The sequence below is a fragment of the Natrinema sp. CBA1119 genome (assembly GCF_002572525.1).
Classification (GTDB): Archaea; Halobacteriota; Halobacteria; order Halobacteriales; family Natrialbaceae; genus Natrinema.
The window spans coordinates 3,357,280-3,373,795 of sequence record NZ_PDBS01000001.1 but is presented as its reverse complement, the minus strand read 5'-3'; the positions used below and the strand labels follow the sequence as shown (position 1 = coordinate 3,373,795).

The window sequence follows — 16,516 nt, the reverse complement described above, 5'->3', positions numbered from 1 at the left end:
TTTCGCATCCAGCCGGGTCGCCCCGACTTCCTCTATCCTCGGCATGCGGCGTTGAGACGGAATCTCGTGCCATTGTACTGTGGGCTAACGTATCATGCTGACTTAAATCCGCCGGTCGCGGCTCGATCGGTCTCGGTCGTTCTCGATCGGTCGCCATCGGTTCTACTCGGCCTCGAGAACCAGCCGATCGCCGGGTTCGACATCGGTTGCAGTGCCGGCTGGGAGTTCGACGATCAGATTTGCTTCTTCGCGAGCGAATCCCCGCCATGGCCGCAGGGTCTCGACGCGCCGGACGACGCCGTCGACGATCCAAGCGGCATCGATCGGGAAGAAGACGAACAGCATGTGGAGGTCACGGGTTTTGGTCGAACCGAACTGAAAGGCCAGCGCGTAGTCGTCCGGGATCGATCGGCGAAACATGAGTCCGCGCGTCTGGCTGACGATCGAATCCGCGAGATCGACCGTCGTCGCCAGGGTCTCGCGGTTGGTCCCGTCGCCGGACGGACTATCGGCAGCCGGATCGTGGACGAGTCGCACGCCCTCGAGTGCGAAGCCCCACACAAAAAGTGTTCTCGCCGCGGCTCATCGTCGAGTCGATACCGCCCGGTCGGTCCGTCGTCTCGAGCACGCGCGCCAGAGCATTCACATCGGCTCGCGCGTAACCCGCCTGTACGCGCACATGGAGAAAACCCCGCAGGGAACCTCGGTCGGCGTCGACGACCCCTACGAGTTCGCGGGCGTCTGCGACCATCTCACCGGCGAGGGAAAATGCCGGTACGCCTTCGACCACTACGAGCACGACCCCGAGTTCGCTCGCGAGCGCGCGGACGAGGAGTACGAGTGTCCCGTCGTCGACCCCGAATCGGACTGGTCGTGGGCCGACTGCCCGCACTTTCGCTCGCGTAACCGCGACCGCGAGTGCGTTCGCTGCGGCCTCGAGGAAAAGCGACTCGCACACGACGACGAGCGGCCGCTGCTCGAGGAACACCACCTCTCCTACGCTCGCGACGGCGAGACCCTCTCCCACGAGATCACGATCTACCTCTGTCGGTGGTGTCACGCCAAGGTCCACAACTCGTGGGCGCGGATCACGGACGACGCCGGGCTCGATCCGGCGGCGATCGCGGCGCTCGAGGAACGCCGGAGTCGCGAGCAGTCGGAACTGGGGTTCGAGTCGGCGGCGGAGCGCTACGACGACGAGCAATGACGTTCGCGGCGTGCCGGAACGGAACTCAGGCCAGTTTTCGGAGAATGCCGTACACGGCGTCACGAAGCCGGTCGGGCAGATAGCGAGCGTAGAGGCCGTACTGCGCCAGCGGCCCGACCGGATACCGCGCCGGTGGATCGGGGCTGGTCGCCGACTCGAGGATCGCTTCGGCGATGTCCTCGGGATCGGAGGCAAAGGGGCCGCCGCTCCCGCCGCCGACCAGCTGCGCATCGTCGTACAGTTCGTACAGCGACTCGTAGGCCGGCGTTCGCTCGTCTTCCGGGAGTTCGTCGTCGACCCGATCGGAGAAGTTCGTCTCGACCGGCCCGGGTTCGATCACGACGACATCGATCCCGAACTCGTCGACTTCCCCGCGCAGGGCGTCGCTCATCGCCTCGAGAGCGTGTTTCGAGCCGGCGTAGGCACCCGCGCCGGGCATCGAGATCCGGCCGATGACGCTCGAGACGTTGACGATACACCCCTCCCCCTGAGCGCGCATATGCGGTAAAGCGGCGCGAGTGAGCCGGTGGGGGCCGTAGACGTTAACGTCGAACTGCCGGTGGAGGTCGACCGTGGCGACGTCCTCGAGGGGGCCCATCTGGGCGTAGCCGGCGTTGTTGACGACGCAGTCGATCGAGCCCGCGATATCGACGGTTTCCTCGACGACGGACGCGACCTGCTCCGGATCGGTGACATCGAGTGCGAGGGTCTCACAGCCCGCCTCCTCGAGGTCGTCGATGTCGTCGACGTTCCGCGCCGTCGCGAAGACCTGCCAGTCCTCGGCGAGAAAGGCTCGAGCGGTCGCCCGACCGATACCCGAGGAGCAGCCGGTGATGAGGACCGATCTCTTGCGCGTATAGCGGTCCTCGTCGGTCGTCGCGGTCTCGCGACCCCGGTCGTCCTCGACGACGGTTCCGTCCGGCCCGTCGTCGTCTGTCCCGTCGACGTCCTCAGCGGTAGCCATACGTGACCGGTTCGAGAGACGATACCTAAGTATCGACGGTTTGTCGCGCTCATCGTAATTTTCAGGTGCGGGTGATATCTGACTGATTCGACCGATCGTTCCAAGACAGCAGACAGCCCGAAAGCCCCCGGACTGCTCGAGTCCCGGGACTCGCTGCGCGCTTCCCTCACTCCGTTCAGTGCAGTGCTTGCTTCGTCCGGGTTCCTCGAGCCGTCCGGCCCCTTTCAGTCCCACCCGCCGCTGGCGGTTGAACGGCCGGCTGTAGCCGGTGGACAACGACGGGGTCTATTCGAGGATCGATTTCTTCGCTTCGTCCGCGTACTTGTCCGCCAGTCGGACCGGCTCCGGGAGTTTGTACGACGAGGCGAGCTCGAGGACGATTTCGGCCGCCGTCTCGGGCCCGACGCGGTGGCCGGAGCTGACGTACAGCGGATTGATGTACTGGTTCGGCGAGTCGTACTGGCGGGTCTGGACGGCGTAGCCGATCAGGGTGCCGTCAAGTGCGTCGACTCTCGAGTTCGATTCGATGGCGACCGTCGACCCCTCGGGAAGGTCGTCGGTGTCCTCCCGCGGCGTGCCACAGAGCAGGCTCTTCGCGACGCCGATGCTCGGCACGTCCCGGACCACGCCCATGTGCGTCGCGATTCCGGCCTGTCGGAAGTGGATCCGACCGCTGCCGTCGAAGAGGAGGAGGTCGGGATCGACCGACAGCTCCTCGAGCGCCGCCAGGATCGGCCCGCCCTCGCGAAAGGAGAGGAGGCCGGGGATGTAGGGGATCTCGAGGGGCGTCACCGCGTGGACGCGTTCGACGACCTCGCCGCCGCACATCGCGACCACGGCGCTCAGGGCGCGATCTTGGTCGCCGTCCTCATTCGTGAGAAAGGACTGATCAACGCCGACGACGACCGGCGGCTCGCCGGCGCTCGCGGTCGTCGCGAGCGCGTTCGAGAGCGCGTCGGGATCGAACGCGAACTCGTCGTCGAAGACGGCGACGGATGCGATTTCGCTCTGGAGGTCCTCCATCTCCTCGCGTGAGAGACCGGAACCGGGTGCGAGATCGGGGCGGGGATTGCTCATCGGTGTCGCAGTGATAGACGGCGGGCAAAAATCAGTTACGGGGTTTGGGAAAGCCCGTCAGCGATGCGATCAGAACCGGCCGCGGCCGGGGCCGCCGGGACCGCCCGGGCCGCCTGGTCCACCGGGGCCGCCACCGCCGAACTCGAGGCGGTTCGGCGCGCTCACGTTCCCGTTTTGCTTGAGATACTGGCCGTAGGCGAGGCCGATCACGAGGCCGACGAGGTGGGCCATGTGGGCGATGCCGCCCCCGAGTCCGCCGCCGGCACCGGCGAGGAAGAAGACACTGATGAACGCGTAGCCGGCGGTGAGCAGCCAGATCGGAACGGGGAGGATGAAGTAGAGGTACACCTTGAGACCCGGGTTCAGAACCGTCAGGACGCCCATGATGGCGAGTGCAGCCCCGCTAGCTCCGAGGACGGCAGTTGGGGCACCCTGCACGATCGAAATTGCGACCTGTCCGAGTCCGGCGAGCGCGCCGCTGACGAGGAACAGTATCGCGAACTTCCTCGAGCCGACGTATCGCTCGACGAGGGGCCCGAAGAAGAAAATCACGATGCTGTTCCCGACGATGTGCATGAAGTTGCCCGTACTGTGAGCGAAAATCGACGTGAACCACGTCCAGACGTACTCGACGTTCCACGACGTCAGCATGAAGAGTGACTCGTAGAGAACTGGGCCGCCGAACGATCCAACAACCAGTTGTGCGAGGAACGTGATCCACATCAGCGCGAGGAACGTGTAGGTCGCGTTCCCGCGGAAGTATGCCAACGGCCCACCAGTGCCCGTATTAATCGGAATCTTGTCCGTGAGACTCGAGGCACGGGATGAGCTCCCGCCCGAATTGACGTTGTCGTCGAAGCCGCTGTCGAAGACGCCCTTCGGGTCGTTCCAGTTCTCGAGTCCCGTGCAGTTGTGGTTCTCGGGGAGCCGATGGTCGCCACAGTACGTGCCACCGCAGTGCCGACAGTTGTACGGCATGTTTTCGTCCTTCCCACACACGTCGCACTTGGCCATTGACCGGGGGTATGTTCGGAGTCGCTAAGGGATTTGGGGTTTTCGACGGATTATTTCGGCGCGGCCGACCCGATCAGTAGGCACGGTGTACGGTTCGTTTCGCTCTCGCTACCGACCGGCTGGAAGCACGAAACAGCGGAGTTTACGGGGTATCGCTGTGGGGAATTCCGTCCGCTCGATCGAATCGAAGCGACGGAACGGTCCGGTTCCGCACTGACCAGCGTGGACTGTACATTTTTGGCTCCCCGCCCCCATATCCGACTGTGCAAGAGTACGAGCGCAAGCAACTGCTCGAGCGCGTCGAGCGCGAGGGCGCGACCGTCGGCGCGGACATTCCGGAGACGATCGAGATTCAGGGGGAGGCAATCGACCTCCGGACGTTCGTCTTCGAGATCAAGCGCCGCGAGACGGTCCCGTCCGGCGAACGCGACCGCGTCGAGCAGGCCAAGAAGAACCTGCGACGCGAGCGGCTCGAGCGACTCGAGCGGATCGAGGAGGGCGACATCGCCTGGGACGAAGGCGAGGAACTCGCCGGCAGCATCATCGGCATCGATCGGGCGCTGAACGCCCTCGAGAGCCTGGGGCCGACGGACCTCGAGCGCGAACAGCAGGTCCAGCAAGCCCAAGACCGCAAACGCTGGATGTCGTTCCTGAAGAAGGCGCTGGGGCAGGATGACGACGCCAGCGCGCGGAGGGGACGATGACGACCAACGCCGAACTCGCCGCCCGCTTCGAGGAGTTCGCGGACCTGCTCGAGGCCGACGACGTCGAGTACAAACCCCGCGCCTACCGCCGAGCGGCCGAGAACATTCGCGCCCATCCGTCGCCGATCGCCGATCGAGTCGAGTCCGGCGACCACGAGGTCGTCGAGAACATCGAGGGCGTCGGCGACGCCATCTCCTCGAAGATCATCGAGTACGTCGAGACCGGCGAGATCGACGAACTCGAAGCGCTCCGGGAGGAGCTGCCGATCGACATCGCCGATATCACCCGCATCGAAGGGGTCGGCCCCAAAACCGCAGGGACGCTCTATCGCGAACTCGACGTGCAGACGTTAGACGATCTCGAGGCTGCAGCCGAGGCCGGCGAGGTACAGTCGGTCAAAGGGTTCGGGCCGAAAACGGAGCAAAACATCCTCGAGAACATCGAGTTCGCCCGTACTGTCGGCCAGCGCCAGTTGCTGGGCGAGGCGCGACCGCTCGCCGACGACGTGCTCGCCTTCCTCGAGTCGATCGACGCGGTCGAGCGCTGCGAAGTGGCGGGCTCGATCCGCCGGTGGCGCGAGACGATCGGCGACGTGGACGTCCTCGCGGCGACCGAAGCGAACGAGGCCGTGATCGAGCGCTTCGTCGAGTGGGAGTCGGCCGACGACGAGATCGAATCCGGTCCGGAGAAGGCGAGCGTCCGGGTCGGCGAGATCCGCGTCGATTTGCGCGTGGTCGTCCCCGAGGAGTTCGGCTCCGCGCTCCAGTACTTCACCGGGAGCAAGGACCACAACGTCAGCCTCCGAAACTACGCGATCGACCGCGAGATGAAGTTAAACGAGTACGGTGCCTTCGACGTGAGCGAGGTCCCGGACGCGGAAGGCGGACAGCGAGTCGGCGACCGCGTCGCCGGCGAAACCGAAGCGGGGATGTACGAAGCGCTCGGGCTGCCGTGGATTCCGCCGGAACTCAGGACGGACCGGGGCGAGATCGCCGCCGCGGAAAACGGGGAGTTGCCGGACCTCATCACACGCGAGGACATCCGCGGCGACCTGCACACCCACACCGAGTGGTCCGACGGTGCCACGCCCATCTCAGCGATGGTCGAGGCCGCCGCCGAGCGAGGGTACGACTACTTCGGAATCGCTGACCACGCAGAGGGTCCCGGAATCGTCGGCGGCATGGGACTCTCCGATACCGAGATCCTCGAGCAGGTCGAGGAGATCCGCGCGGTCGGCGACGAGGCCGATATCGAGGTCTTCGCGGGAATCGAGGCGAACGTCGACGCCCACGGCGAAATCGACCTCTCCGAGGCGGTGGTCAAGGCCTTGGACGTGATCGTCGCCTCGACGCACAGCGCACTCGGGCAGGACGCTGAAACCGCCACGGACCGGCTCGTTCGCGCCCTCGAGAATCCGGCGATCGACGTGCTCGGCCACCCCAGCGGTCGACTGCTCAACGAGCGCTCCGGCCTCGAGTTCGACGCGACCGCGCTCGGGCGGGCCGCTGCCGAACACGATACCGCCCTCGAGGTCAACAGCAATCCCCGCCGGCTGGATCTCTGGGGCAGTGCCGTCCAGGCCGCTCTCGAGGAGGGCGCACCAATCGCGATCAACACGGACTCCCATCGACCGTCGACGCTCGAGTACATGCGCTGGGGAGTCCACACCGCGCGCCGCGGCTGGGCTGAACCGGCCGACGTGATCAATACGTGGGAGCGTGCGGCTCTCCGCGAGTTTCTCCACTGACGAATGCCACCGGTTTCCTCTCCCATGCGCTTGCTCGTCGACGTCATGTGTGGCGGAATCGTCTCCTATCTGCGAATGTGCAATCACGACACCGCCTACGCTGGCGACCGGGGGCTCGAGGCCGACGACGCCCTCCTCGCCGTCGCTCGGGACGAAGGTCGGACGGTCGTCACTCGAGACGTCGAACTTGCGGGGCGAGCCGACGAGTCGATCCTCCTCGAGTCCCGCGATGTCGAGGCCCAGCTCGCCGAACTCGAGGCGGCCGGGATCGACCTGACGCTCGCGGACGAGCCCCGGTTCTGCGGGCGGTGTAACGGCCCGCTCGAGCCCGTCGATTCGACGGCGTTGACGCCAGAGTACGCGCCCGATCCGGCCGACTGCAAGGTGTGGATCTGTCGGGATTGCGGTCAGCACTTCTGGCGCGGGAGTCACTGGGACCGGGTCGCAGAGACCCTGTCTCGAGTCCACGAATTAGCCGAAAAAGCGTAGTACGCGTTCTGTACTCGGCACGGGTCGAAACTGAGTGGAGCAGTTCGGTAACTACGCGGGCCAACATTTTGCTCTGCGCTCCCTCGCTTGCGCTCGGTCGCTCGGCAAAATGTTGATTAAAAGCACTCCTCCCTTCCCTACGGGTCGGTCGTCGGCCCGCTCGCTCACTCCGTTCGCTCGCGGTGAGTGCACACTTCTCCGTTTGTACTGAACACAGGTTTCACACCACACTTCGAACGAAGAAATCGTATCACCAACTACTGACAGAAGCCGAGGCTGCGTGTGTCTCAGTCGAAACCGTCGGTCCCGGGCAGTACGTGTTCCTCGACGACCGCTTCGTCCAGTTCGATGCCCAGGCCCGGCTCGGTCGGCACGTCGATGAAACCGTCCGCGATGAGCGGCTCGTCGCGCACGAGCAGGTCGTCCCACCAGTCGACCGCGAGCGCGTGGTACTCGAGCACATCGGCGTTGGGGACGGCCGCACAGAGATGGACGCAGGCCATCGTGCCAACGGGGCTACAAACGTTGTGCGGTGAGAACGGAATATAGCGTTCCTCGGCGCGTTCGGCGATCCGCTTGGACTCGGCGAGCCCACCGCAGGTCGTCGGATCGGGCGTTATCACGTCGACCGCGTAGTCGTCGATCAGGTCGCTCAGTTCGTGAATTCGGAACCGATTCTCGCCGGTCGCGAGCGGCGTCGCCGTCCGCCGGGCGACCTCGCGCTGCGCGTCCGTCTCCTCCGGCGGGACGACGTCCTCGAGCCACATCAGATCGTACGGCTCGAGTTTGCGCGCCAGGCGGCTTGCGCTCTCGACCGTGTAGTCCCAGTGGCAGTCGAAGGCGAGATCGATCTCGTCGCCGACGGCATCCCGGACGGCGTCGACGACCGCGACCTTGTGGTTCACGGCGGCGTTGGTCAGGCGACCGTTGTACGGATCCGGATCGGTATCCCGCGGCGTGTCGAGGTCGAACTTGATCGCGTCAAATCCCATGTCGACGACGCGCTCAGCCTCGGCGGCGTAGGCCTCGGGCGTATACGCGTCCGCGTCGGCGTACTCCGTGGCTCCGCCGTCGTCGACTGCGTACGCCTCGCCGGCGTGACAGTCACAATAGATCCGGACCCGGTCGCGGTAGCGCGATCCGAGCAGTTGGTAGACCGGCAGATCCAGAATTTTGCCGGCGGCGTCCCACAGCGCGATTTCGATCCCGGAAGCGGCGGTGACGACCTTCCCCGTCGTGCCGCCGTGGCCCGACATCTCCTGAACGAGGCGCCGGAACAGCCGCTCGACATCGAGCGGATTCTCGCCGACGAGAAATCGATTCGCGTACTCGACCAGTTCGGGAACGCCGCCGCCACGGTAGGCTTCCCCGATTCCCGTCACGCCCGCATCCGTGTGGACCGTCACGAGGTTCCACTCGAAGTTCCCCTCGACGACCGCCGCTTCGATCCCGGTGATTTCGACGTCGTGTCCCGCGGGTCGATCGGACGCGTGGTTCGAAAAGTCCTTCATCGACGATCAACTCCGGAGACGGCGGCGGCTACTCTTCGATCGAACGGGTTCGGGGACGGACGGTTCGAGCGCATCGGTACTCGTAGTGGTACGCGTTGGCACGTGTAGCTATCGCTCGGTAGGTGGGATAGCACGCAGCCGGAGCGTCCCTAATAGACGGACACGTCGTCGAATCGACCGTCGTACGCGATGTGGGTGGGATGGGTCGGCTCGGTTCCCGACAGGAAGAGTCGATCGACCTTCTTCCAGGTGTTCTCGTAGACGAGGTGGGCGAGTTCCGACACCGTCGTCGTCAACCGATCGAGGCCGTTGTCGTAGACGACCCGGCGTGCGATCCCGTCCCTGAGCGCGGTCACGAGTTCCTCCTCGCGTTCGATGGCCGCCTCGAAGGCGGTGTGGCCGACGCCGACCGTTCGCGGGAGATGGGCGTACGAGGAGGTAAACGGCGGGAGCGAGAGCGACTCGGCGAGGGTGCGTGCGCGGCGATTGTGCAATCGGAAGTGTTTCGGGTTGAATATCTCGATCGCGTCGATCGTCTCCGCGTGCGCCTTCAGATCGGCTTCCTCGAAGCTCACGTTCGCGAAGGTCGGATGCGGGACGAGCACCGCCGCGCCCTGTCGATCGAACTCGGCCATCGCCGTCTCGAGCGGGATATAATCCGGAACGGGATCCTCGAGACCGATGGCGAGGACGTGTCTGCGCTGTCGCCACGACCCGGTGAACACCTCGCGGGCGGGGATCACCAGTAGCTCGTCGTCGGCGTAGTTCGCCGCGCGCTCGCGGATCTCCGGGAGGCGGGTGAAGTGAGGTGCGTAGACGATCGCGTCGAGGCCGGCTCGCTTCGCCCGCTCGACCACGCGGTCGTTGAGCACCTTCACGTGGCAGTCGACTCGGAACGTCATCCGTCGGTCACGTCGCTCACTTTCGTCAGCGCCGAGTTATGAATTCTGATTTTCCGGCCACTCGACGGTGTCCTTGATCGCGTCGACGATCGGGACGACCGGTTCCGCCGGATCGACGGAGATGAAGAGACCGTCGTCGCCGACGTAGACGCGGAGGATCTTCAGGAAGTCCATCGACGTCGTGATGTACTCCACGCGCTCGGCGTCCGGAAACAACGTGTTTCGGAAGAGCTTGCTCTGCATGAAGTCCATGTGAACGTTCGTGTGGATCGTCTCGAAGTGCTCGAGCATCGCGTCTCGGCTCTCGTACATCGAGACGGTCTCGTCGCTGAGGTAGAGCGGCCGAAACGACTCCGTATCGTACTCACAGAACGCGTACAACGGCCCGGAGACCGTTTCATGAACGACCTGACGGACGCGATCGGCATCGAACGCCGCCAGTTCCGACCTGTTAGTCGCCGGCATACCTCGAGCGGAGGAACTCGACGGCCGAAGGTCTGTCGGGCACATGTTTCTGGCCGGTGACATTCGCTGCGAAAGGATGATTAGGGCGGCCGTCCGAGTGATCGTATCGAATGGCCTGGAAATGTGGGATCGACGGCTGCGGGTCGGTGTTCGAAGACGTCGAGTCTGCCGTCGTCCATCAGGCGACGGATCACCAGCGCCGCGAGTGCAAAGTCTGTGGAACCATCATTCCGGACGGTTATCTCGCAATTCGTCACGCCTTCACCGAACACAGCCGGGCCGAATACGTCCGCGCCTACGGTGCCAGTTCCGAAGCAGTTCGCGAGCGCGAGGAGTTGCTCGAGGAGATCGAGTCCGTCGCGGACATGCAAACGATCGCCACGGAACTGAAACGGTAACGAACGGCGACAGTATCCTCTGCTCCCTCAGTAGTGATGTCGGCATCAGCGAGTATCGATGCCGACCAGCATCGAACCCCGTTCTCAGCGTCGAACCAACAGTACTCTTCTCATGGCGATAGCGATCAACAGTGAGAGATTACGTCGAGATATCCATCGCTGGCCGGCGTGATACGCCCGGAGAATCACCAGCCACGGTCGACCGGACCGTCTCGAGCCGCGCGATACGGTCCGTACGCGAGTAGGTGATAGTAGCAGTAGCTGAGAAGCGCGTTAGCGCTCGTCACTGTCCAGCACGCGAATCTGATCGCCACGCACTGTCACCGGAATCGGAACCGTCGCGCTCCTAAATTTTACATCGTCGGGTAGCCTCGCTTCGCATCGGCTCCCACTCCTCGCAAAATTTAGTATAAAACTTCCTCGGCGCTCACTGCTCACGGGTCGTTCCTCCCCGTTCGCTTTCCGAGGCCCTCGCAGCGCTCGCGCCGAGCGAACCGACTCGCTACCGCTCGTCGCTATATTCAGCGCGGCGGAGCCGCGCTGACTGCTTGACGAGCGCGTTAGCGCTCGTCACTGTCCAGCACGCGAATCTGGTCGCCACGCACTGTCACCGGAATCGGAACCGTCGCCTCGTAGAGTTCGACCGTCACCTGATCCTTCCCCTCGTCGATGCGCTGGACCTGGGCCTTCTCGCCCTTGAACGGACCGGCGATGAGTTCGACGATGTCGCCCTCGGCGATCCCTTCGACGTCCGGCTTCGGCGAGAGGAAGTGTTCGACCTCAGAGATGTCTGACTCGCCAGGAACGATGCTCCGTGCGTGCGGAATGTCCTCGAGGACCCGGTTGAGGACGGCGTCGCCTTCGGCCTCGACCATCACGTAGGAGGTCAGCGAGTCAGGGGCGAGCGCGGCGTGAATATCCGGCTCCTCGCGGTTGATAATCATATCCGCGACGGTTCGCTCCTGGCTCGCCGTCGTTTTGACAGCGAAGATGCCCATTAGAGGCCACCACCGCTGGTCAGGAATACCATGATCGTACCGATGAGGAATCCAACGAGACCGATCAGCAAGACTCCTGCACCGGCGATTTTCGACACCTGGAGGAACTCCTCAGTAGTGGGTGTCGTCGCCATTTTCAACACCCGAACGTACGAGGTGAGGTCGTACGGAACGTCCATGTATGTCTGTTCACAGCGCGGGGTCTTTTATCTGTCTTTCGTGTCCGCAGACGAATCGCGGCAATCTCGGGCTCAAAATGACGCTCGATCGGAGTCAACAGCGACCGACCTCGGGACCCAGAACGCGCCCCGCGAGGAGGAGACGATCTCGAGGAGCTCGAGGGGCAAGCAGAAGCGACCGACGAACGCTAACGGCAGCGGCCGTCAGAACGGCGAGTGAACTGGGTTTCCGCATATTCGACGGAGCCGACCGAACCGTCCTGAAACCAACCGTCTGCACCCGGTATCTGTCATGGGCCTGTCGGCGGTTGTTCGCCCGGTGTCCCCGGAATCGGTGTCCGTGGTAGCCGGGGTTCCGGTCGCGTCTCGAGCGTCACTTCGACTGACCCCCGTTCGCCGTCCCGGATGACTGTGAGTTCGACCGTGTCACCGGGCGACGACTCGAGCGCGAGATACGAGAGCAGCTGTGCCTGATTCTGGATTTCCTCGCCGTCGATGGCGACGATCACGTCGCCGCTACCCGGCTGAGTGGGAACCGCCGGCTGGAGAACGCCGTCGGCGGGCGCGTTCGGGACGACTTCCGTGACGAGAACGCCGGTGGCCTCCTCGAGCCCAATCGCCTCGGCGATGTCCGGTCCCACGGGCTGAACGGCGACACCCATGAACGGGTGTTCGTACGCGCCGTCCTCGATGAGCGCGGGGATGACCCGATTCGCGAGGCGCGAGGAGATCGCGAACCCGATCGTCTGATCGGCACCGGCGAAGACGATCCCGAGCACGTTGCCCTCGAGACTCACTAGCGGGCCGCCGCTGTTGCCGGGGTTGACCGACGCGTCGGTCTGGATCGCGGCCGGAATCGAGGAGCCCGCCGGGCTAGGCAGCACTCGATCGACGCCGCTGACGATCCCCTGAGAGACCGAGGCGTCGAGCCCGAGCGGATTGCCGAGAACGAGTACCTCCCGGCCGATGGCGGGCTCTCGATCGACGATCGACAGCCCGGACGCAACGTCCGGCATCTCCTCGACGCGAAGGACGGCGAGATCGCTGTAGGGGTCGGTACCGACGATCGACGCGGTCCGCCACTCCTCGTTGCTGAACTGTAGTTCGACGCCGCCCTCAGCCGCGCTCTGGACGACGTGGTTGTTGGTTACGACGTGCTGATCGTCGATGACGAACCCCGATCCCAGTCCGCCGCGGCCGCGAGGGCCGGAGACGGTGACCAGCACGACGGACCCGATAGTGTCGCGATACGTCGCCGTATACGGACTGTCGACACCGTCCCCGTTCTGCCCCTCCTGCCCGTCCTCCCCTTCCTGTCCGTTCTGCGCAGCACTCGAGCCGACCCCGAGGCTGCCGATCGCTACAGTGGCCCCGACCGTTCGGAGCACTCGTCTGCGCGTGCGCTGATCTGGAGTCACGCCCGTAGCGACCCCGACGAGTGACATAAAACGGTAACCAGCACACTCAGACGGTCGCGCTGTGGCCGCCCGCGGGAGAAGGACCGCTGAGAGCGCCGCCTCGACCGCGTCGACTACTCGTCGCGCGCCGCCTCGACCGCGTCGACGAACGACGCCGCCGTCGCTCGAACCTGATCCATGTCTCCGTCGGCAATGGCCGCGTCGTCCACGATCGCGCCGCCGGCTCCGACGGCCACGGCGCCGGCGTCGAAGAAGTCGGCGACGTTGTCGCGCGAGACGCCGCCCGTCGGAACGATGTCGACGTCGCCGAGCGGCCCCGCGAGCGCGCCGATGTGGCCCGGCCCGACCGTCGACGCGGGGAACATTTTGAGGAGATCCGCGCCGGCTTCCATCGCCGTCACGGCCTCGGTCGGCGTCATCACTCCCGGGGCGACGAGGGCGCCGTGTCGGTTGCAGGTTCGGACCACGTCCGCGTCGGTGTGGGGCGAGACGACGAACGACGCACCCGCGTCGATCATCGACTGTGCGGTTGGCGCGTCGAGAACGGTCCCCGCGCCGACGACCGCGTCGGTGGCCGCGAGCTCCCGGTCGACGGCCGCGATCTGCTCGGCCGCGCGCGTCCCGTCGGCCGTGATCTCGAGCGCGTCGACCCCGGCGTCATGAATCGCGCGAGCGACCGGGACGATTTGGTTCTCATCGATACCGCGGAGGACCGCGATGACACCACTGTCGACGATCCGTTCCCTGACGACCCGTTTCTCGGTCATCCCTGCAATCCTCCCGCAGCCATCGTTCGATCCCTTGTTGCGACTCCGCCGCTGCTGAGACGATCCATCATAGACGAGCGTTCGCCCCTCGACAACATAAATTCACTCATAGTCGAAACAATCTGAATCGCGACATCGCTCACTCCGCGAGCGGGCGAATCGTGACGGACTCCGCCCCGTCGTCCTCGAGGAACGCGCCGGTGTCGCCGATCGTGTTTGCTGTCGGACACGCTTGAATACTACCTCGTCGATCTACACCGCGTCGAACACCGCTGAGCAGCGCTCAGCGAGCCCGACGAAGCTCACGCTTCGTCGAACAACCCGGAGCGAGGCTCCGTGAGTTTGACTTCGCTCACGCTTCGTCAAACAACTCCTCGCCCTCAACCATGTGCGCCTCGACGGCGTCCATGTCGAGCGTGACGCCCAGACCGGGCTCTTCCGGAATCTCGATATAGCCGTCCTCGATAACGTCCTCCTCGACGAGGTCCGACCACCACCCGAGTTCGTAGGAGTGGTACTCCACTGCGAGCGAGTTCGGGATGGCTGCGCCGACGTGGGCACTGGCGACGGTCGCGACCGGCGAGGCGACGTTGTGCATCGCGACCGGCACGTAGTACATGTCCGCGAGATCGGCGATCTTCCGCGTCTCGCGCATCCCGCCGACTTTGGGCATGTCCGGCGCGATGATGTCGACGGCCTGCTCCTCGAGCAGTCGGCGCTGGCCGTGTTTCCGGTAGACGTTCTCCCCGACCGTGATCGGCGTCGTCGTCGACTGGGTGACCTCCCGCTGGACGTCGTGGTTCTCCGGCGGGACGGGGTCCTCGAGCCACCAGATATCGTACTCCTCGAGGCGCTTCGTGAGTCGTTTCGCACTGCCGCCCGAGAAACTCCAGTGGCAGTCGAAGGCGACGTCGGCCCGGGAGCCGACGCGCTCGGTGATCGCTTCCACGATCGAGGCCTTGTGCTCGATCTCGGGGCCGCGGAGGTGACGGTTCGCGCGGTCCTTCTCGTGACCGCTGGGCACGTCGAGGTCGAACTTCAGGGCGTCGTACCCCAGTTCCTCGACGACGCGCTCGGCCTCATCGGCGCAGGCGATCGGATCGGCTTCCTCCTCGGTGTGACAGTCGCAGTAGACGCGGACCTCGTCGCGGTACTTGCCGCCAAGCAGCTGATAGGCCGGGACGTCGAGGATCTTTCCGGCGAGGTCGTGCAACGCGACCTCGATCCCCGAGATCGCGGTGACCGTGACGCCGCCGATCGAGCCCTCGCCGGACATCTTCTGGACGAGGTGCTCGGTCAACCGATCGATGTCCAGCGGGTTCTCACCCTGCAGGAAGGGCGCCATCCGCTCGATCAGTTCCGGCGCGCCGGCCCCCCAGTAGGCTTCACCGGTGCCGACGATTCCCGCATCCGTGTAGATCCGGACGAGGGTCCACGGGAAATTCCCGTCCACCATCGTCGTCTGGACGTCGGTGATCTCGACGTCCCGGCCGCCGCCGCGTTCACGGGTGACTCCCATCGTCTCGCTCGAGAGGTCACGCATCGTATACTCGGCGTTCGGATCGTGCAGCTGTGAGTAATCGACTCCCATAAGACAGATTTTCACACCTACAGTAGTAATAGTTTCTACCTTCCGTGAGCAAGGTCCGGGACGCGTGGTCGGTGATTGGGTATCGACGGAAATGAACCCACCGCTTGCGAACGGCACCCTCGTCCGCTCGAGCGGGAATCGCCGACCGTCGTCACTTCACGCGCGCTCGAGTTCGTCGCTCACGTCCTCGAGGTCGACGTCTAACGCCGACGTCGCGGCGAAGGCGGCCCGCTTCTCGGCCGTTCGGCGATCGATCGCCTGCGGACCGACGGCGAACTCGATCCGGCAGACGCCCGCCGACGGACTCGAGCGGCCCAACACGGTGACGGGGCCGACCTCGCGGGTGTTCCGGACGTGGGTCCCGCCACAGGCCGTCGCGTCCCACGGATCCGTCGGACCGGTCATCCCGGAGAGCCGATTCCCGCTTCGGTTGTCGGTTTCGTCTTCGATCGTGACCACTCGAACCCGGCCCTTCTCGACGGCATCCGCGTCGGCCTCGGCGTCGAACGCGAGCGCATCGCGCTCGCGCGCCTCCGAGATCGGGACGTCGTCCCACGACACCGGCCGCGACTCCCAGATGACGCGGTTGACCGTTTCGTCCAGTTCGATCAGCGTCTCGTCGTCGACGGTCGCCGCCGTCTCGAGGTCGACCCGGACCGTCTCCGGGCCGATATCCAGGCCGGCGTACGAGCCGTCCTCGAGCAGCCGCCGCGCGGCCCCCGCGAGGATGTGACTGGCAGTGTGGGCTCGCATGCAGTACATTCGGAACGACCAGTCGACCGAACACAGCACGCGGTGGCCCGGCCGAAACGACGGCTCCTCGGCCAGCACGTGAACTTGCTCGCCGTCGACCAGTTCGACGTCGGTCACGGCAATATCGCCGATCGTCCCGCGATCGGCCGGCTGGCCGCCGCTCGCCCCGTAGAAGTGACTCCGCTCGAGCCAGACCCGCCGCCCGTCGATCGACGTCACTTCGGTCTCGAACCGCGTGGCGTACGGCTCCGCCGCCGCCCGTTGCCCGGTCATCGGTTGGAGTCTGTCGTCCGCCACTAAAAGTCTGCTCGCCGAGCGCGTCAGCGAATTC

General features: G+C 65.1%; 18 protein-coding genes and 1 pseudogene. 5 read left to right on the top strand and 14 right to left on the bottom strand.

The window, feature by feature from the left end; genetic code table 11:
• Nucleotides 1-162: 162 nt before the first annotated feature.
• Entirely contained in the window at nucleotides 163-537 is a 375-nt protein-coding gene (locus tag CP556_RS16720) for a DUF192 domain-containing protein (RefSeq protein WP_098727447.1), read from the bottom strand.
• A 142-nt stretch (nucleotides 538-679) separates the two neighbouring features.
• On the opposite strand from CP556_RS16720, the gene CP556_RS16715 reads away from it, so the two are divergent.
• On the top strand, nucleotides 680-1,207 hold the full coding sequence (locus CP556_RS16715; RefSeq protein ID WP_098726646.1) for a DUF7097 family protein: 528 nt from the start codon (nucleotides 680-682) through the stop codon (nucleotides 1,205-1,207).
• 25 nt (nucleotides 1,208-1,232) lie between these two features.
• On the opposite strand, the gene CP556_RS16710 is transcribed toward CP556_RS16715, so the two are convergent.
• From CP556_RS16710 to CP556_RS16700, 3 genes are all read right to left on the bottom strand, one after another.
• Nucleotides 1,233-2,171, bottom strand: coding sequence for an SDR family oxidoreductase (locus tag CP556_RS16710; RefSeq protein ID WP_098726645.1), 939 nt, complete (start codon nucleotides 2,169-2,171; stop codon nucleotides 1,233-1,235).
• 285 nt (nucleotides 2,172-2,456) lie between these two features.
• Nucleotides 2,457-3,248 (bottom strand): endonuclease V, encoded by a 792-nt coding sequence (locus CP556_RS16705; RefSeq protein WP_098726644.1) that lies wholly within the window; start codon nucleotides 3,246-3,248, stop codon nucleotides 2,457-2,459.
• Between the two features lie 69 nt (nucleotides 3,249-3,317).
• Entirely contained in the window at nucleotides 3,318-4,262 is a 945-nt protein-coding gene (locus tag CP556_RS16700) for a rhomboid family intramembrane serine protease (protein WP_098726643.1), read from the bottom strand.
• 263 nt (nucleotides 4,263-4,525) lie between these two features.
• Here CP556_RS16700 and CP556_RS16695 point away from each other — a divergent pair, with 263 nt between their 5' ends.
• Genes CP556_RS16695 through CP556_RS16685 form a run of 3 tightly spaced genes read left to right on the top strand, consistent with a single transcriptional unit; the run spans nucleotide 4,526 to nucleotide 7,203 of the window.
• Nucleotides 4,526-4,966, top strand: a complete 441-nt coding sequence (locus CP556_RS16695) for a DUF5788 family protein (RefSeq protein WP_098726642.1) — start codon at nucleotides 4,526-4,528, stop codon at nucleotides 4,964-4,966.
• A complete protein-coding gene (gene polX, locus CP556_RS16690) occupies nucleotides 4,963-6,714 on the top strand; it encodes a DNA polymerase/3'-5' exonuclease PolX (RefSeq protein WP_098726641.1) in 1,752 nt (583 codons plus the stop codon). Before CP556_RS16695 ends, polX begins: the two co-directional genes overlap by 4 nt.
• 24 nt (nucleotides 6,715-6,738) lie before the next feature.
• On the top strand, nucleotides 6,739-7,203 hold the full coding sequence (locus CP556_RS16685; RefSeq protein ID WP_098726640.1) for a Mut7-C RNAse domain-containing protein: 465 nt from the start codon (nucleotides 6,739-6,741) through the stop codon (nucleotides 7,201-7,203).
• A gap of 287 nt (nucleotides 7,204-7,490) precedes the next feature.
• Here CP556_RS16685 and CP556_RS16680 read toward each other — a convergent pair whose 3' ends face one another.
• The 3 genes from CP556_RS16680 to CP556_RS16670 all read right to left on the bottom strand — a co-directional run bounded on the left by CP556_RS16680 (nucleotide 7,491) and on the right by CP556_RS16670 (nucleotide 10,081).
• Nucleotides 7,491-8,714 (bottom strand): mandelate racemase/muconate lactonizing enzyme family protein, encoded by a 1,224-nt coding sequence (locus tag CP556_RS16680; protein ID WP_098726639.1) that lies wholly within the window; start codon nucleotides 8,712-8,714, stop codon nucleotides 7,491-7,493.
• Nucleotides 8,715-8,863: 149 nt separating this feature from the next.
• Nucleotides 8,864-9,616 carry a PHP domain-containing protein gene (locus tag CP556_RS16675; protein WP_098726638.1) on the bottom strand — a complete coding sequence of 251 codons (753 nt, stop codon included), beginning with the start codon at nucleotides 9,614-9,616 and terminating at the stop codon, nucleotides 8,864-8,866.
• 36 nt (nucleotides 9,617-9,652) lie between these two features.
• Nucleotides 9,653-10,081, bottom strand: coding sequence for a hypothetical protein (locus tag CP556_RS16670; protein ID WP_098726637.1), 429 nt, complete (start codon nucleotides 10,079-10,081; stop codon nucleotides 9,653-9,655).
• Nucleotides 10,082-10,191: 110 nt separating this feature from the next.
• Here CP556_RS16670 and CP556_RS16665 point away from each other — a divergent pair, with 110 nt between their 5' ends.
• Nucleotides 10,192-10,479 carry a DUF7565 family protein gene (locus CP556_RS16665; protein WP_098726636.1) on the top strand — a complete coding sequence of 96 codons (288 nt, stop codon included), beginning with the start codon at nucleotides 10,192-10,194 and terminating at the stop codon, nucleotides 10,477-10,479.
• A gap of 273 nt (nucleotides 10,480-10,752) precedes the next feature.
• Here CP556_RS16665 and CP556_RS25420 read toward each other — a convergent pair.
• The 7 genes and pseudogenes from CP556_RS25420 to CP556_RS16630 all read right to left on the bottom strand — a co-directional run.
• Nucleotides 10,753-10,836 (bottom strand): annotated as a pseudogene (locus tag CP556_RS25420) (transcription elongation factor Spt5); the annotation flags it as partial.
• Nucleotides 10,837-11,039: 203 nt separating this feature from the next.
• Nucleotides 11,040-11,477 (bottom strand): transcription elongation factor Spt5, encoded by a 438-nt coding sequence (locus CP556_RS16660; RefSeq protein ID WP_098726635.1) that lies wholly within the window; start codon nucleotides 11,475-11,477, stop codon nucleotides 11,040-11,042.
• A complete protein-coding gene (locus tag CP556_RS16655) occupies nucleotides 11,477-11,656 on the bottom strand; it encodes a protein translocase SEC61 complex subunit gamma (RefSeq protein WP_098726634.1) in 180 nt (59 codons plus the stop codon). The genes CP556_RS16660 and CP556_RS16655 overlap by 1 nt, the downstream gene beginning before the upstream one ends.
• Before the next feature lie 290 nt (nucleotides 11,657-11,946).
• Nucleotides 11,947-13,101: a S1C family serine protease gene (locus CP556_RS16645; RefSeq protein WP_098726632.1), complete on the bottom strand. Its 1,155-nt coding sequence runs from the start codon at nucleotides 13,099-13,101 to the stop codon at nucleotides 11,947-11,949.
• Nucleotides 13,102-13,187: 86 nt separating this feature from the next.
• Nucleotides 13,188-13,841, bottom strand: coding sequence for a bifunctional 4-hydroxy-2-oxoglutarate aldolase/2-dehydro-3-deoxy-phosphogluconate aldolase (locus CP556_RS16640; protein ID WP_098726631.1), 654 nt, complete (start codon nucleotides 13,839-13,841; stop codon nucleotides 13,188-13,190).
• Between the two features lie 352 nt (nucleotides 13,842-14,193).
• Complete coding sequence (locus tag CP556_RS16635; RefSeq protein WP_098726630.1) at nucleotides 14,194-15,432, bottom strand: mandelate racemase/muconate lactonizing enzyme family protein; 1,239 nt, start codon at nucleotides 15,430-15,432, stop codon at nucleotides 14,194-14,196.
• A gap of 156 nt (nucleotides 15,433-15,588) precedes the next feature.
• Complete coding sequence (locus CP556_RS16630) at nucleotides 15,589-16,458, bottom strand: alanyl-tRNA editing protein (protein WP_098727446.1); 870 nt, start codon at nucleotides 16,456-16,458, stop codon at nucleotides 15,589-15,591.
• Nucleotides 16,459-16,516 lie beyond the last annotated feature (58 nt).

Bases quoted from the DNA above. Each gene is read 5' to 3' on its own strand.
- CP556_RS16665 (WP_098726636.1), top strand. From the start codon at position 10,192: ATGGCCTGGAAATGTGGGATCGACGGCTGCGGGTCGGTGTTCGAAGAC.
- CP556_RS16715 (WP_098726646.1), top strand. From the start codon at position 680: ATGGAGAAAACCCCGCAGGGAACCTCGGTCGGCGTCGACGACCCCTAC.
- CP556_RS16645 (WP_098726632.1), bottom strand. From the start codon at position 13,101: ATGTCACTCGTCGGGGTCGCTACGGGCGTGACTCCAGATCAGCGCACG.
- CP556_RS16630 (WP_098727446.1), bottom strand. From the start codon at position 16,458: ATGACCGGGCAACGGGCGGCGGCGGAGCCGTACGCCACGCGGTTCGAG.
- CP556_RS16680 (WP_098726639.1), bottom strand. From the start codon at position 8,714: ATGAAGGACTTTTCGAACCACGCGTCCGATCGACCCGCGGGACACGAC.
- CP556_RS16635 (WP_098726630.1), bottom strand. From the start codon at position 15,432: ATGGGAGTCGATTACTCACAGCTGCACGATCCGAACGCCGAGTATACG.
- CP556_RS16675 (WP_098726638.1), bottom strand. From the start codon at position 9,616: ATGACGTTCCGAGTCGACTGCCACGTGAAGGTGCTCAACGACCGCGTG.
- polX (WP_098726641.1), top strand. From the start codon at position 4,963: ATGACGACCAACGCCGAACTCGCCGCCCGCTTCGAGGAGTTCGCGGAC.
- CP556_RS16670 (WP_098726637.1), bottom strand. From the start codon at position 10,081: ATGCCGGCGACTAACAGGTCGGAACTGGCGGCGTTCGATGCCGATCGC.
- CP556_RS16660 (WP_098726635.1), bottom strand. From the start codon at position 11,477: ATGGGCATCTTCGCTGTCAAAACGACGGCGAGCCAGGAGCGAACCGTC.
- CP556_RS16710 (WP_098726645.1), bottom strand. From the start codon at position 2,171: ATGGCTACCGCTGAGGACGTCGACGGGACAGACGACGACGGGCCGGAC.
- CP556_RS16655 (WP_098726634.1), bottom strand. From the start codon at position 11,656: ATGGACGTTCCGTACGACCTCACCTCGTACGTTCGGGTGTTGAAAATG.
- CP556_RS16705 (WP_098726644.1), bottom strand. From the start codon at position 3,248: ATGAGCAATCCCCGCCCCGATCTCGCACCCGGTTCCGGTCTCTCACGC.
- CP556_RS16685 (WP_098726640.1), top strand. From the start codon at position 6,739: ATGCGCTTGCTCGTCGACGTCATGTGTGGCGGAATCGTCTCCTATCTG.
- CP556_RS16700 (WP_098726643.1), bottom strand. From the start codon at position 4,262: ATGGCCAAGTGCGACGTGTGTGGGAAGGACGAAAACATGCCGTACAAC.
- CP556_RS16640 (WP_098726631.1), bottom strand. From the start codon at position 13,841: ATGACCGAGAAACGGGTCGTCAGGGAACGGATCGTCGACAGTGGTGTC.